This window comes from Deinococcus piscis, from assembly GCF_014653275.1.
Classification (GTDB): Bacteria; Deinococcota; Deinococci; order Deinococcales; family Deinococcaceae; genus Deinococcus; species Deinococcus piscis.
In genome coordinates, this window is record NZ_BNAL01000013.1 from 18,324 (window position 1) to 31,105 (window position 12,782).

At 61.7% G+C, this 12,782-nt stretch carries 15 protein-coding genes, 1 tRNA gene and 1 riboswitch; of the genes, 6 read left to right on the plus strand and 10 right to left on the minus strand.

From position 1 onward, the window contains the following. Positions 1 to 5: 5 nt before the first annotated feature. The 3 genes from IE158_RS06455 to IE158_RS06465 all read right to left on the minus strand — a co-directional run bounded on the left by IE158_RS06455 (position 6) and on the right by IE158_RS06465 (position 1,963). The gene (locus tag IE158_RS06455; protein ID WP_373295829.1) at positions 6 to 623 is read right to left on the minus strand and encodes a YceD family protein; all 618 of its coding nucleotides are present in this window, start codon (positions 621 to 623) and stop codon (positions 6 to 8) included. Positions 624 to 685: 62 nt separating this feature from the next. Then, positions 686 to 1,744, minus strand: coding sequence for a glucose-1-phosphate thymidylyltransferase (locus tag IE158_RS06460; RefSeq protein ID WP_189642844.1), 1,059 nt, complete (start codon positions 1,742 to 1,744; stop codon positions 686 to 688). Positions 1,745 to 1,888: 144 nt separating this feature from the next. Next, positions 1,889 to 1,963: transfer RNA gene (locus tag IE158_RS06465), tRNA-Glu, on the minus strand. Positions 1,964 to 2,210: 247 nt separating this feature from the next. Between IE158_RS06465 and IE158_RS06470 the strand changes: the two genes are divergently transcribed. The 4 genes from IE158_RS06470 to IE158_RS06485 all read left to right on the plus strand — a co-directional run bounded on the left by IE158_RS06470 (position 2,211) and on the right by IE158_RS06485 (position 5,971). Continuing rightward, the gene (locus IE158_RS06470) at positions 2,211 to 2,414 is read left to right on the plus strand and encodes a hypothetical protein (RefSeq protein ID WP_189642845.1); all 204 of its coding nucleotides are present in this window, start codon (positions 2,211 to 2,213) and stop codon (positions 2,412 to 2,414) included. A 229-nt stretch (positions 2,415 to 2,643) separates the two neighbouring features. After that, positions 2,644 to 3,528 (plus strand): hypothetical protein, encoded by an 885-nt coding sequence (locus tag IE158_RS06475; RefSeq protein WP_229838952.1) that lies wholly within the window; start codon positions 2,644 to 2,646, stop codon positions 3,526 to 3,528. Positions 3,529 to 3,689: 161 nt separating this feature from the next. Continuing rightward, positions 3,690 to 4,076: a Fur family transcriptional regulator gene (locus IE158_RS06480; protein ID WP_189642846.1), complete on the plus strand. Its 387-nt coding sequence runs from the start codon at positions 3,690 to 3,692 to the stop codon at positions 4,074 to 4,076. 368 nt (positions 4,077 to 4,444) lie between these two features. Further along, positions 4,445 to 5,971: an alanine/glycine:cation symporter family protein gene (locus IE158_RS06485; protein ID WP_189642847.1), complete on the plus strand. Its 1,527-nt coding sequence runs from the start codon at positions 4,445 to 4,447 to the stop codon at positions 5,969 to 5,971. A gap of 71 nt (positions 5,972 to 6,042) precedes the next feature. On the opposite strand, the gene IE158_RS06490 is transcribed toward IE158_RS06485, so the two are convergent. The 7 genes from IE158_RS06490 to IE158_RS06520 all read right to left on the minus strand — a co-directional run bounded on the left by IE158_RS06490 (position 6,043) and on the right by IE158_RS06520 (position 11,208). Next, positions 6,043 to 6,939, minus strand: a complete 897-nt coding sequence (locus IE158_RS06490; RefSeq protein WP_189642848.1) for a bifunctional 5,10-methylenetetrahydrofolate dehydrogenase/5,10-methenyltetrahydrofolate cyclohydrolase — start codon at positions 6,937 to 6,939, stop codon at positions 6,043 to 6,045. 28 nt (positions 6,940 to 6,967) lie between these two features. Further along, entirely contained in the window at positions 6,968 to 8,551 is a 1,584-nt protein-coding gene (gene purH, locus IE158_RS06495; protein ID WP_189642849.1) for a bifunctional phosphoribosylaminoimidazolecarboxamide formyltransferase/IMP cyclohydrolase, read from the minus strand. 86 nt (positions 8,552 to 8,637) lie between these two features. Beyond that, positions 8,638 to 8,723: riboswitch (ZMP/ZTP riboswitch) on the minus strand. A gap of 65 nt (positions 8,724 to 8,788) precedes the next feature. After that, positions 8,789 to 9,367, minus strand: a complete 579-nt coding sequence (locus IE158_RS06500; protein ID WP_189642850.1) for a hypothetical protein — start codon at positions 9,365 to 9,367, stop codon at positions 8,789 to 8,791. Between the two features lie 83 nt (positions 9,368 to 9,450). Beyond that, positions 9,451 to 9,708 carry a membrane protein insertion efficiency factor YidD gene (yidD, locus tag IE158_RS06505; protein ID WP_189642851.1) on the minus strand — a complete coding sequence of 86 codons (258 nt, stop codon included), beginning with the start codon at positions 9,706 to 9,708 and terminating at the stop codon, positions 9,451 to 9,453. Next, the gene (gene rnpA, locus IE158_RS06510; RefSeq protein WP_189642852.1) at positions 9,705 to 10,199 is read right to left on the minus strand and encodes a ribonuclease P protein component; all 495 of its coding nucleotides are present in this window, start codon (positions 10,197 to 10,199) and stop codon (positions 9,705 to 9,707) included. Before rnpA ends, yidD begins: the two co-directional genes overlap by 4 nt. A gap of 19 nt (positions 10,200 to 10,218) precedes the next feature. Next, the gene (gene rpmH, locus IE158_RS06515) at positions 10,219 to 10,365 is read right to left on the minus strand and encodes a 50S ribosomal protein L34 (protein ID WP_189642853.1); all 147 of its coding nucleotides are present in this window, start codon (positions 10,363 to 10,365) and stop codon (positions 10,219 to 10,221) included. 288 nt (positions 10,366 to 10,653) lie between these two features. Beyond that, complete coding sequence (locus IE158_RS06520; RefSeq protein WP_189642854.1) at positions 10,654 to 11,208, minus strand: 5-formyltetrahydrofolate cyclo-ligase; 555 nt, start codon at positions 11,206 to 11,208, stop codon at positions 10,654 to 10,656. 173 nt (positions 11,209 to 11,381) lie between these two features. Here IE158_RS06520 and IE158_RS06525 point away from each other — a divergent pair, with 173 nt between their 5' ends. Together IE158_RS06525 and IE158_RS06530 are read left to right on the plus strand one after the other, a co-directional pair. Then, positions 11,382 to 11,828, plus strand: coding sequence for a response regulator (locus IE158_RS06525; RefSeq protein WP_189642855.1), 447 nt, complete (start codon positions 11,382 to 11,384; stop codon positions 11,826 to 11,828). A gap of 123 nt (positions 11,829 to 11,951) precedes the next feature. Beyond that, positions 11,952 to 12,782: a DUF72 domain-containing protein gene (locus IE158_RS06530; protein WP_189642856.1), complete on the plus strand. Its 831-nt coding sequence runs from the start codon at positions 11,952 to 11,954 to the stop codon at positions 12,780 to 12,782.

The window sequence follows — 12,782 nt, forward strand, 5'->3', positions numbered from 1 at the left end:
GCGGCTCAGTCCTGCTTCTGGGGGCTGTCCCCATCAGGCAAGTCCAGGCCCCGCAGCGCTGCAAAAGGATTATTGGTGTCGTCCCGCTTCTGCGCGGCCACTTCCTCCGCTTCGGTGGGTACGGCAGCCGCGTGTTCACAGGTGCCCTCATTCAAATCCTGTCCGCAAATCTGGCACAGGCCCTTGCAGTCAGGGGAATGAAGCACCACCAAAGGCACGCTGACCAACGCCATTTCGGCCAAGAACCCGCTCAGGTCCAGCTTTGGATCACCGAACATCAGCAGCTCTTCACCGCTTTCGGCTTCCTCGATGTATGGGGTGTCCACGGCGGGGTCGTAGCGCATCAGCATGCCCAGTTTCAGGTCCAGTGGTAGCTCTACGGGCCGCAGGCAGCGGGCACACTCGGTATTCAGGGTAGGGCGAAAATAGCCCTGCAAATAAAAGTCGTCCCCGCCCACGCTGTTGATGTCCACCCGGTAAGCCGCAGGCGCGGCAAAGGTCAGCACCTGATCGCCGCCCTGCTGATACTGGAGTTCGGTCACCTGGCCTTCAGCGTGGGCATCCTGTCCAGTGCGCAGCAACTGGCCCAGGTGAAGCTCGGGAAGAAGAGTCATATCAGTCATGTTGCCCATGATAGGTCGGCGCTGGCCTGGCGGCTGAGCTGACCTACACGCGGCATTCAGGCTCAGGCCAGTTCCACCAGGCTGGCATCGGAGATGGTCAGCTTGTGGGTGCGCGGCACCGTGCGGCCACCACGGACCTGAGCCCGCAGGCCGATCAAGCAGTCCTGCAATCGGGTGGGCAGGTTCATGATTCGCGCCTCCGCGTCAATCACTGAATGCTCGACCTCTGCGCTGCGAATCTCGGTGCCGTGGCCCACGCTGGTAAAAGGGCCAATGTAAGCATCCTCAATCACCACGTTTTCACCCAACAGCACGGGGCCTACGATCTTGCTGCGGACCACGCGGCTGCTGGCCGGAATCCTGACCCGCCCGGTAATGCGGCTCTGTTCCACTTCGCCCTCAATCGCGGTTTCCAGGTCTTCCAATAGGAGCCGGTTGGCATCCAGCAGGTCTTCGGGGCGGCCCGTATCCTTCCACCAACCCTGCACCTTCTGTCCCAGCACCGGCTGGTTGGTTTCGATAAGGGCCTGAATGGCGTCGGTAATTTCGTACTCCCCGCGTGCCGAAGGTTGCAGGTGCTCCAGTTGCTCAAACAGGCGCGGCGTAAAGCAGTAAAAGCCTGCCACAGCGAGGTTGCTGGGCGGGATCTTGGGTTTTTCTACCAGCCGGACAATGCGCTCGCCGTCCATCTCAGCCACACCGAAAGCGCTGGGATCAGCCACTTCAACCAGGGCAATCAGGGCCTCGGGGCGCGTTTCTCTGAAGCGCTCAACGTAAGGAGCGACGCCCTGTTCAAAGAGGTTGTCACCCAGATAGACGCAAAAATCATCGTCTCCCACCCATTCACGGGCGGTCAGTACGGCGTGACCCAGGCCTAGCTGCTGATGCTGGTTGATCAGAACGATTTCCATATCGGTGATCTGCTCGGTCACGTGTGAGATTTCATCGCGGGTGATATCCGACACGACCACCCCGACGCTCTGAATCCCGGCGGCGCGCAGGGTGTTGATGGCGTGACCGATGATGGGCTCGCCGGCCACCCGGAGGACAGGCTTAGGGCGGGTAAAGGTCAGGGGGCGCATGCGTGTGCCCAGGCCAGCTGCTGGAATAATGGCTTTCATTACCTGCAAGTGTAGGTAAGCCAGGTTTGGTGCTTATGAATGCTTTCCCACAGCGTACTTAGATTAAGGACCACTTGCATGCTGGGAGATGACCCAAAGGCAGCAACCGCAAACAAAAAAACCCCCGCCGAAGCGGAGGCAATCTGGTGACCCCAACGGGATTCGAACCCGTATCGCCACCTTGAAAGGGTGGTGTCCTAACCGTTAGACGATGGGGCCACACGCACAGCGAAGTCAAAGTAACTTTTGCTGCCTTTCAAGGGGGTGCCATGCAGGCACCGGAAAATAGTAACACGGGTTTTTCAGGGCGTCAATAGCTCTGTAAATGCTTCTGGCCTGGCCGAAAACAGCTCGAAAGGCGGTGTGGGGCAGAGAGTCTCTCCGGCCAGACCGCACAGGTCATACTTTGCCGCAGACATTGACCCAGAGGGCCTTTGCCTCAGGGCATAGGTTCATAATGAACGTTATGGATTTCAACTCCTGGCAACCTGAGGACATCGCCCGGCGCTTCGCCATCATGTTCGTTATCAGTCTAGGCACCTTCGCGGTTTTGGCCGCCTGGCTGGTCTACGAGCAGGCGATCTGGGCCGCGCTGCTGATGGGGGTGGCCCTCGCCGCAGTGCTGTACTGGCCATTTTATTTGATTCTGCGTCAGGTGTTCCGCCGCTGAGAGCCTTCGCTAAGCGCCCCGTGGGAAGATTTCCATTTTGGAAGGCTGAGGGAAAAGTTACTTCTGGTTAAACGAGCGACCGTGTCGGGACATGCTTTCGAAAGGGCTCTGTATTGATGTTTACCCCGCAGTAAGCCCCTGGCCGGGGGTGTTACACTACAGCCCACTGCGCACCCTGAGCGCCTACTGGTGAAGTGGCCGGGGCAGACCGCGCAGGAAAGGACTCATGATGACCGATCAAGACCAACGCCAGCCTGCCGGTGACCTCCAGGCTGAGCCCCAGTCCGTGGAGCACAACACGGCCCAGCAGCCCTACAGCGGCCAACAGGGCGATATGCCCCAGGAAGTGCGCAACGTATTGCCCGAACTCCAAGGCGAGATTGATGAAGACCCAGTGCTGGACGCCCAAGAAGGCGACAGCGATCTAGATGAGCTGGAGCTGGACAGCGGTGACCTGGCAGTGGATGACCACATGAATGCCAGCGATGAGGACGAAGATGTTGAATATGTAGACGTAGACGACCTGTTGGCCGTCATGGGCGACCTACGCGAGATGCTGGAAGCGCAGTCCAAGGAAATCCGGGGGCTGCGCCGTGAAATGCGTGACTTGCGCGACGCTGTGGGCTCGGGTCGGCAGGGTGGCTCTCCCCGCCGTGACTTCGGTGGCCGCGAAGGTGGCTTCCGCCCCCGTGAAGACCGTGGCAGCCGTGACTTCGGTGGCCGCGAAGGTGGCTTCCGTCCCCGTGAAGACCGTGGCAGCCGTGACTTCGGTGGCCGCGAAGGTGGTTTCCGTCCCCGTGAAGACCGTGGCAGCCGTGACTTTGGTGGTCGTGAAGGTGGTTTCCGTCCCCGTGAAGACCGTGGCAGCCGTGACTTTGGTGGCCGTGAAGGTGGTTTCCGTCCCCGTGAAGACCGTGGCAGCCGTGACTTTGGTGGTCGTGAAGGTGGTTTCCGTCCCCGTGAAGACCGTGGCAGCCGTGACTTTGGTGGCCGCGAAGGTGGCTTCCGCCCCCGTGAAGACCGTGGCAGCCGTGACACGGGCGAGGCGTCGGCCTTCCGCCCCCGCGCCCGCGCTGACCGTGGCTGGGGCAACCGTGGTGGCGACGAGTCCTGAGCGCCTGATTCCAGCTGCAGCCAGGTGATGATGCCTGGGCGCTGAGTTTCTGACAAGTGGCCCTACGGGGCCGCTTTCTCGTGTTGCTGGTGTTGCCCGGCGCGGCGTACACACTACCAAAGCGACTTTTGCGCGCGCTGGTGTCTGCTAGCCTGAGCAGCATGTCTTCTGCCCGCGCCACCCGTCAGCGAGAAGTAATTGCTCAGGTCATTGAGCAGGCCGAGGGGCCGCTGGGAGTCCCGGAGATTCACGGGCGTGCCCGGCAGATTCTGCCACGCCTGGGGATTGCCACGGTCTACCGGACACTCAAACTGCTGACTGAACAGCGCCAGATTCATGCTGTTGCTGTAGATGGCGAGTCACTATACGAGAAAACCGGTCAGGGGCACCATCACCATTTCTCTTGTGAGCGCTGTAGCCGGGTCTTCACACTACATGTCTGCCCGGTAGACCTGCCCGGCGGGACCGTCTTTGCTGGGGGCTTCCTGGTGCGCAGCCACGAAGTCACCCTGTATGGCCTTTGCCCCACTTGCGCGCCACAAGCCTGAAGACCGCTATCAAGTTCACTGAATGTTCTCTTGCCTCCGCCTTTCCTACAACCAGAGGAGAGCAGAGGCAATAGCTCGTCCAGGACGCATCCCTAAGCGCTTCGGGAGGTTCAGGACTGGGCTGAGACTGGATTATTCAGGCTGTGAATATTTCCCAGTTCGATCCAGTCGGGGTAAATGAACGGATAAAAACTCGGGGCTGTTTCTGACAATCGGTCAAAATCCCCCAGGTGAAGCTCTTCGCATAGAAATCATTTCGGCTATATTCTCACCTTATTCTCATCATAACGTATCTTTATTCATCCATCATGGAGCCCTCAATTCCATGTTGAGCAGCACGTTCCCCAGCGAACTGCAAGGAGAGACGCATGAAGAGACTCAATCACTTGTTCCTAACCCTGGCCGCGGGGCTGTCCGGCTATGCCGCTGCGGCGACTCCGGCTGCGCCTATGGGACTTGACGACCGGATCAATGCCGCCCTCGCTCCTATCAGCAATGCCGTCGCTGGCACCGTGTTCTACTCGGTACCGGTTGCAGGTGCCGACCTGCCCCTGATCGTGCTGTGGCTGATTACGGCGGCCATTATCTTTACGCTGTACTTGGGTTTTATCAATCTGAGCGGCTTTCGCCACGCCATTGATATCGTGCGCGGCAAATATGACAATCACTCCAGCGGCCCCGGTGAGGTCAGCCACTTTCAGGCACTGACGGCGGCGGTCAGCGGGACGGTAGGCCTGGGCAATATCGCGGGCGTAGCTGTGGCTGTCAGCTTGGGTGGCCCTGGTGCGACGTTCTGGATGATTGTTGCGGGCCTGCTGGGTATGAGCTCCAAATTTGTGGAATGTACCCTGGGCGTCAAATATCGCCGTGAAAATCCCGATGGGAGTGTCTCGGGTGGTCCAATGTTCTACCTGTCGCGCGGCTTGGCTGAGCGCGGTATGGGTGGCCTGGGAGCCGCGCTGGCCGCCATCTTTGCCGTGGCGACCATTTTTGGCAGCCTTGGCGGCGGCAACATGTTTCAGAGCAACCAAACTGTCTTGCAGCTGATCAACATTACAGGCGGTGACGCCAGCCCGCTGGCTCCCTACAAATGGCTGATGGGCATCGTGATTGCCGGTATCGTGGGTTCGGTGATTATCGGCGGCATCAAGAGCATCGCCAACGTGACCGATAAGCTGGTGCCGTTTATGGCGGGTTTGTATATCATCGGTGGTCTGCTGGTGCTGCTGCTCAATGCTGGTCAGATTCCAGCTGCTATCAGCGCGATCATCAGTGGTGCCTTTAGCCCTGAAGGGGTCGCGGGCGGAGTGGTCGGTGTACTGATTCAGGGCATTCGCCGCGCAACATTTTCCAACGAAGCGGGCATTGGCTCGGCGGCCATTGCTCACTCTGCCGTTAAGACGGACCGCCCCGTGACCGAAGGCTACGTCTCTTTGCTCGAACCCTTTATTGACACGGTGGTGATCTGCACCATGACGGCCCTGACCCTGGTGGTGACCGGGGTGTACAAGAATCCCGATCTGGCAGGCGTAACCATGACCAGTGCCGCCTTCAGCTCGGTGGTGCCTCAGTTCTCTTGGTTTGTGACCCTGGCGGTGATTCTGTTCGCCATCAGCACCATCATTACCTGGGCCTACTACGGTACCAAAGCTGTGGGCTATTTGACCGGCGAGAACAAGGCAGCCATCTTGGCCTTTCAGGTGTTCTTTCTTCTCGCTACCGTCATCGGCGCCAGCCTGGACCTGAATGCCATCATTGACTTCTCGGATTCTATGATCTTCGTGATGTCTATCCCCAACATCATCGGTCTGTACTTGCTGATGCCCGTGGTCAAGCGCGAACTGGATGAGTACCGCGCCGATCTGCATGCTGGACGGATTCAGCGCACAGGCTAAGCGGACATATTCCACATTGCATCCCCCGCACGTAGGCGGGGGTTTCTTTTGGCTGTCAGCTTGGCCCGTGTCTAGGCGCGGGTAAGGTCAAGCATATGCTCTTCAAGGGTTTCGCCGCGCTGAAGCTGCACCGCCCGCACCATGTTCTGATACATCAGGGCGCTGGTCAGGGGACCGACGCCACCCGGCACTGGGGTGATGGCCCGCACCACCTGCGCGACCTCGGGAGTGGCGTCGCCCACCACGCCAGTTTCCGTCACGTTGATGCCAGCGTCAATGACCACATGGTGTGGCTGCACCTGCTCGGCACGCAGGAGCCCCCGGCGGCCTACCGCCACCACCACAGCATCTTGCGGGCGCAGCAGCTCGGTCAGGTCACGGGTATGTTCATTGACGAGGGTCACGGTCACCCCAAAGTTGTTCAGCATCCAGACCAACGGGCGGCCTACCGTGCGGCCCGGCCCGATGACCGCGACCCGCTTGCCTTTCAGGTCGTTGTCAAAGGCTTGGCGCAGCAGATAGCGGACGCTGCGGGGCGTCGGCGGCAGCAGCACCGAATTTTCCTGACCGGCGGCCAGCCGCGAAAGGTTGGCTGGCGTGAGGCCTTCGATATCTTTGCGACGACTCAGGTGCAAGAAGCTGTCTACCGCGTCCAGCTGAGGGGCCAGGGGCAATTCCAGCATGATGCCGTGGACATCGCTGCTTGCGGAGAGCCGGGCCAAAGTCTCGTCCAGCTCGCGCTGCGTTGCGTCCGCGCCCAGGTCCAGCACTTCATAGCGCACGCCCAGTTTTCCTGCCCGGCGAGCCTTGGCCTGCGCGTAGACCTGCGAGGCGGGGTCGTCGGACGCCAGCACACTGACCAGGCGCGGTGAGAAGTCTTCCTGCGCCCAGCCGGCCAGTGCGTCGCTCACGTGGGCCAGCACTTGGGTCGCCAGTGATTTTCCCTTGAGGAGTACGGTATCTGTCATTTCTGCTCCACTGTTTCTCAGCGGCTGCTTAGTGGCGAAAGTGCCGCGAACCGGTCAGCACCATGCTAAGGCCCAGCTCGTTCGCAGCGGCGATGACTTCGGGGTCGCGCTTGGCCCCGCCCGGCTGAATGATGGCTGCCACGCCATGCTCCCCGGCCAGGCGCACCACATCATCAAACGGAAAAAAGGCTTCGGAGGCCATCACAGCGCCCTGCGCGGCTGCGCCTGCGTTGGCCACGGCACGCTCAGCGGCCCAGATGCGGCTGACCGCCCCGGCACCGATGCCCACTGTGACCCTGGCGCGGGCCAGCACGATGGCGTTGGAGCGGGCGTATTTGGCGACTTCCCAGGCGAAGCGCAGGTCTTGCCACTGCGCCTCTGTCGGCGGCTTGGCCGTGACCACTTCGGGGCACAGATCCTCCCAGCGGCGCAGGTCGCGCCCCTGAACAGCAAAGCCGCCACTCAGGGGGCGCACGTCCAACTGGCCCGCCTGGGCACTGGCCGCCACCAGCACGCGCAGGTCGGGCTTCTTAGCGGCGAACCATTCCACCGCTTCGGTGCTGACCGCCGGGGCAATCAGCACTTCCAAAAAGGTGCCGTGAAAGCTGCGCGCCGCTTCCAGGTCCACCGGGCCGCTGACGGCCACCACACCGCCGAACACGCTGAGGGTGTCGGCGTCACGGGCTTGGGTCCAGGCCTCGGTCACGCTGCTGCCCAGAGCCACACCGCAGGGGTTGGCGTGCTTGACAGCCACGCAGGCTACCTGTCCGGCCTGTCCATTTCCGTGACTGGCGGCCAGTTCAGCGCACAGCGCCCAGGCCGCGTCTGCGTCGGCATAGTTGTTGAAGCTCATCGGCTTGCCTGCTACCACCTGCGCGTCCAGCACGGGCCCCCGCTGGTCGCCCCAGCGGTAGATGGCTCCGTGCTGGTGTGGGTTTTCCCCGTAGCGCACCTCATGGGCACGCTGCAGGTCAAGCGTCAGCTGTTCAGCCAGTTCGGCGGGCAGGGCGCGGCTTTCCTGGACTGGCGCTCCGGTTTGCTGCGGCGGTTGCCCAGCGCTCAGGTAGGCGGTAATGGCGGCGTCGTAGGCGCTGGTGTGCGCGTAGGCTTTGGCGGCCAGGCGGCGGCGGTCAGCGGCGCTCACGCTGGGCTGCACTGCCAGCGCGTAGTCGGCTGGGTCCACCAGAATCAAAACCGATTCATGGTTCTTGGCTGCCGAGCGAATCATGGCTGGCCCGCCGATGTCAATATTCTCAATCACTTCCGTGTCGGGGGCACCGCGCGCCACCGTCTCGCGGAAGGGATAGAGGTTCACGCACACCAGGTCAATGGTGCCAATGCCGTGCTGCTCCAGTTGGGCCAGATGACCGCTCTCACGCCGGGCAAGCACGCCACCATGAATGGCCGGATGCAGGGTTTTGACCCGGCCATCCAGCATTTCGGGAAAGCCAGTCAGGTCACTGACGGCGCGGACGGGCAGGCCAGCTTCTTGCAGCACCCCGAGGGTGCCGCCGGTACTGACCAGTTCCCAACCCGCATCATGGAGCTGGCGGGCAAAGTCGGCAATTCCGGTCTTATCGCTCACTGAGAGTAGGGCGCGTTTGGTATTCATGGGAGTCCTCCTGAAAGTCGCTGCGCGGACAAAAGTGCGGCACAACCTGACACGAAAAAGCGGATGGCTTCTTCCGCAGAAGAACACCATCCGACCCAGGCGCGCGGCCTCTTGCCTTTTTCGCAGCTTCCCCGTGGTATCCCACGTTGCAGCGCCAGTCACTGCGAACTCAGGCCCCAATCTACCCTATGTGCTCTCAGGTATGTATCTGGCAGGGATATGTCTGGGGCTGCGCTCTTAGTTGGCGTTGCCCGAGCCGTCGGGGCTGGGAGCTGCCGCTGGGGCCTGCGCTTCGCCAGTGGCAGCGCGGGTAATTTCACCCTGTCCGCCCATCAGCTCGTCTAGCTGGGCCAGTACTTCGCGTTCCTTGGCGCTGATCTGCTCACCGCCCATGCCCAGGAAGCCACCTTCTTTGGCCGCTCCGGCGACGCGCTGGGCGACGGTTCGCAGCATGACGCGGTAACTCTGGGCGTCGTCGGGGCTGGTCTTGCTGTCCACCAACCACAGGGCCTTGCGCACACTCTCTAGAGAATGCTGCACTACTTCTTCGGTACTGGTGATACGGTCCTGAGCGTCTTGTTGGAGCCCTTGGGGCCCAGCCACCAGGTCGGCGGCAATAGCTTCCAGCAGAGGCGTGCGGGGCTGCTTGCTCACTTCTTCGCGCACGCCCTTGATGATGGCTCCCATTTCGGCCACCAAGCCGGTCACGCCGCTGGGGCTGGCGGCAACAATGGCCGTGCTCGCATTGCCAGCACCGGTCATGACTTCCATCCACTCTTCGCTGCTGAACTTGGACTTGATGCTTTCGTTGGTCATGTCTGCACAGTAAGCCGCGCCCTGGCTCTGCCACGTAAGAGGAGCTAACGAAAGTGTTTAGAGATAGCTGTGCAAGCGGAAGCTTAGAAGGGCCGGGGCCACTGCTCAGGGACCGGGTCGTGGCCACCACGGAACAGGGGATTGCAGCGGAAAAAGCGCCAAAAGGCCAGCCAGCCGCCCTTGAGGGCCCCATGTTTTTGCAGCGCTGTGACTGCGTAGGCGGAGCAGGTGGGGCTAAAGCGGCAGGTGGGCGCAGGCTTGCGCGGCGACAATTCGCGCTGATACCAGCGCACGGCGCGAATCAGCCCGCCCGCCACTAGGCCCGGCGGCTTCACGCTCATTTGGAGCCTCCAGCTGGGGAGCCAGACGCATGGCCTGTGGCGGACTTTTTACCCTGCCTCCTGACTTTGACCCGGGCAGGCACCTGCGCCATCGCTGCGGCCAGGGCCTGCTGTAGCTCGCCAAAAGGTGCGTGCAGCGCGGCCTCGGTGGGAAAAAGAATGCCGCGGCAAGCGGGTAGGGGCTGGCCGTGGCTGCTCTGGGGAAGGGTCCGCAGGGCTTCACGCACCCGCCGGCGCACCCGGTTGCGGTCCACAGCGTGGGGCAGCACTTTCTTGGGCACCACGATGCCGATGTGGGCCGCGGGCCGCCAGGGGTGACCGTGACGTGGGCGGTAGTCAGTGACCTTCAGGCTGAACAGCGGATGCCGCAGCCCTGTACCCAACCGGCGAACCCGGCGAAATTCCTTTTCGCCCTTTAATGACCGCAGCGCCACCGCACGTCGAGGTGAGGTGGCGCTGTCAGGCCGTGGGGGGCGGGTCTCAGAAGACACAGCGCCGTTTCCCTAGAGCTTACTTCTCGTCGCTGACGGTCAGGCGAGCGCGGCCCTTGGCGCGGCGACGGGCCAGGATATTGCGTCCAGCTTTGGTCTTCATACGGGCGCGGAAACCGTGGGTCTTGGCGCGCTTGCGGCGGTTGGGTTGGTAGGTACGCTTCATGAATTCTCTCCTTGGGCTTTCGCCCGTTTGGATTACCGGTGGAACCGGCGCTGCGCGGGAACTCTCCTGGACCAGCTTTGGCCTGATTGGCTTTGACCTGAGTAGGCTGAGGCCAGGGGTTGCGCTAGGGGTGAAAAACACGCCACTGGGCGGGATTTTCAGGTGCCTCTCTGTTCCTGAGTGACAGCAATACAGTCAGGAACCCGTGAGGGCAAACTGGAAAAGATTACCACATTTCAGGGGTGTGTGAGGGCAGGTACAGGCTTTCTGACACCTGGCAGGCTGTGTTTAGCGCACCCGCACTGCGCCCTGCTCGGTCACGATCCAGTGCAGAGGGACATCGTGTGCCTCGTGGGGCAGCTGGTCCAGCAGCAGTGCCGAGTGGGTCACACCGATGGTTGGCCTGGTCAACCCAGCCAGAAAGCGGTCATAGAAGCCGCCGCCATAGCCCAAGCGAAATCCACGGCGGTCAAACGACAGGGCGGGGAGCACGGCAGCGTCTATCTCGCTGACTGGAATCTGGGGGGTATCTCTGGGAGGTTGCCGTACGCCTAGGGGACTGACTTCGGTAGCGGTGACCCACTCGTGGACCGTGAGGCGGCGCTCCGGGCGCACGCGGGCGCGAGTGGTCAGCAGCTGGAAGCTGTGTTGTAGCGTGCTCAGGTCCGGTTCGCCGGGCAGAGCATGGTAGGCCAGGACCCGCCTGGCACCCAGTTGACGCAGCAATGCGGCGGTATGTTCGGCCACGGCTGCCGATACATCCGGCTGAGCGGCGCGCTGGTGCCGGGCCCACTGACGCCACTCGGGTTTGCTGGCGTGAAGCGGTGGGGGAGACAGGGTCATGTGCCCATGATGCCAAAACTGCGTACAGTCCCATACGCCGAGCAGTCCCTGTCATCTGGACAGCTCGCCATTTCTAATCTCGCTAGAATGATACAGTTCTTAAGAGAAGCTTCAGCAGAAGAATTTCGCCAGAGCTGGAAGCGTAACTGACGCAGGGGGGCGGGGAAAAGAGCATGACCGCAGAACAGACCAAGCGTTCCATCTTGCTGGTGGATGACGATGCCAATGACCGCGAGCTGGCGCAGATTGTCTTTGCTGAGCTGGCGTCCGAGTCGGGCGAGCGGGCGGACGTGCGGATTTTGCCTGGGGGCCAGGAAGCACTTGACTTCTTGGTGGATCAGGCGGAGCGCCCAGAGCAGCTGCCTGACGTGGTGCTGCTGGACCTGAACATGCCCCAGATAGATGGCCTAAGTGTGCTGAAAGCTATTCGGCAGAATCCGGCGATGTCCACGTTGCCCGTCGTGATTCTGAGTACCAGCCGTGAGCGGGCGGATGTGCAGCGGGCCTATAGCCTGGGGGCCAACGCCTACGTGGTGAAGCCGCTGGATTACGACCACTTTCACCGCACCATTTCGAGCGTGCTGGATTTCTGGACCGGACAAAATCAGGTCAACCGCTAGCCGGGGCTGGCCCGCAGCTGCCTGCACGGTAGGCGCACACATACACATAAACGCCCGGACAACCGCGCCCCACCTGTTGTGGCGCACGCGGCGGCATAGTGGCGGCATGACAGCGGGGCAACGATGAACATCTGGCTGGGCTGCGGAGGCTACTCCAATGACGACTGGGCCGCCGAGGGCCTGATTTATGAAGGGGTCAAAAAGGAGGCTTACCTTCAGACCTACGCCGAACATTTCGCGGCGGTAGAGCTGAACAGCTCCTTTTATGCCATTCCGGGCATCAAAGCTTTTGAGGGAATGGTGCGGCGTGTGGGTAGGCGCGACTTCCGCATGGCAGTCAAAGTGAACCGGGTCTTTACGCATGACCGTGCCCCCCAGGACAGTGACTATGACCGGATGCTCCAAAGCCCGGAGCCACTGCGGGACGCTGGGATCATGGGGCCGTATCTGGCGCAGTTTCCGTACTCGTTTCACCGGACCCGTGAGAACCGGCTGTACCTGGCCGAGCTGACCGAGCGCTTTGCTGGGCATGAGCTGGCGGTGGAAATGCGCCATGCCAGCTGGGACCGTCCCGAAGTGCGGGAGGGCATGGCTGAATATGGCCTGATCTGGGTCAGCCCGGATTATCCACCAGTGGGCGGTATGCCTGAGCCGCAGGTCCATGTGACGGGCGAGGTGGGCTATCTGCGCCTGCATGGGCGCAATGAAGGCAGCTGGTGGGAAGGCCAGAGCGCCGCCGAGCGCCATGACTACCGCTACAGCCGCGCCGAGATGGACGAGTGGGCCGAGAAAATCGCTTTGGTCGAAGGGGACCTCAGTGAACTGTATATCTATTTCCAGAACACCACCCAGGGCCATGCCCTGCATAACATCCCCATGCTGCGCGAAGCGCTGGAGGCGCGTGGGCTGAGTGTGATCACGCCGCAGCCTGCAGATACGGGCCGCTTGCTGTGA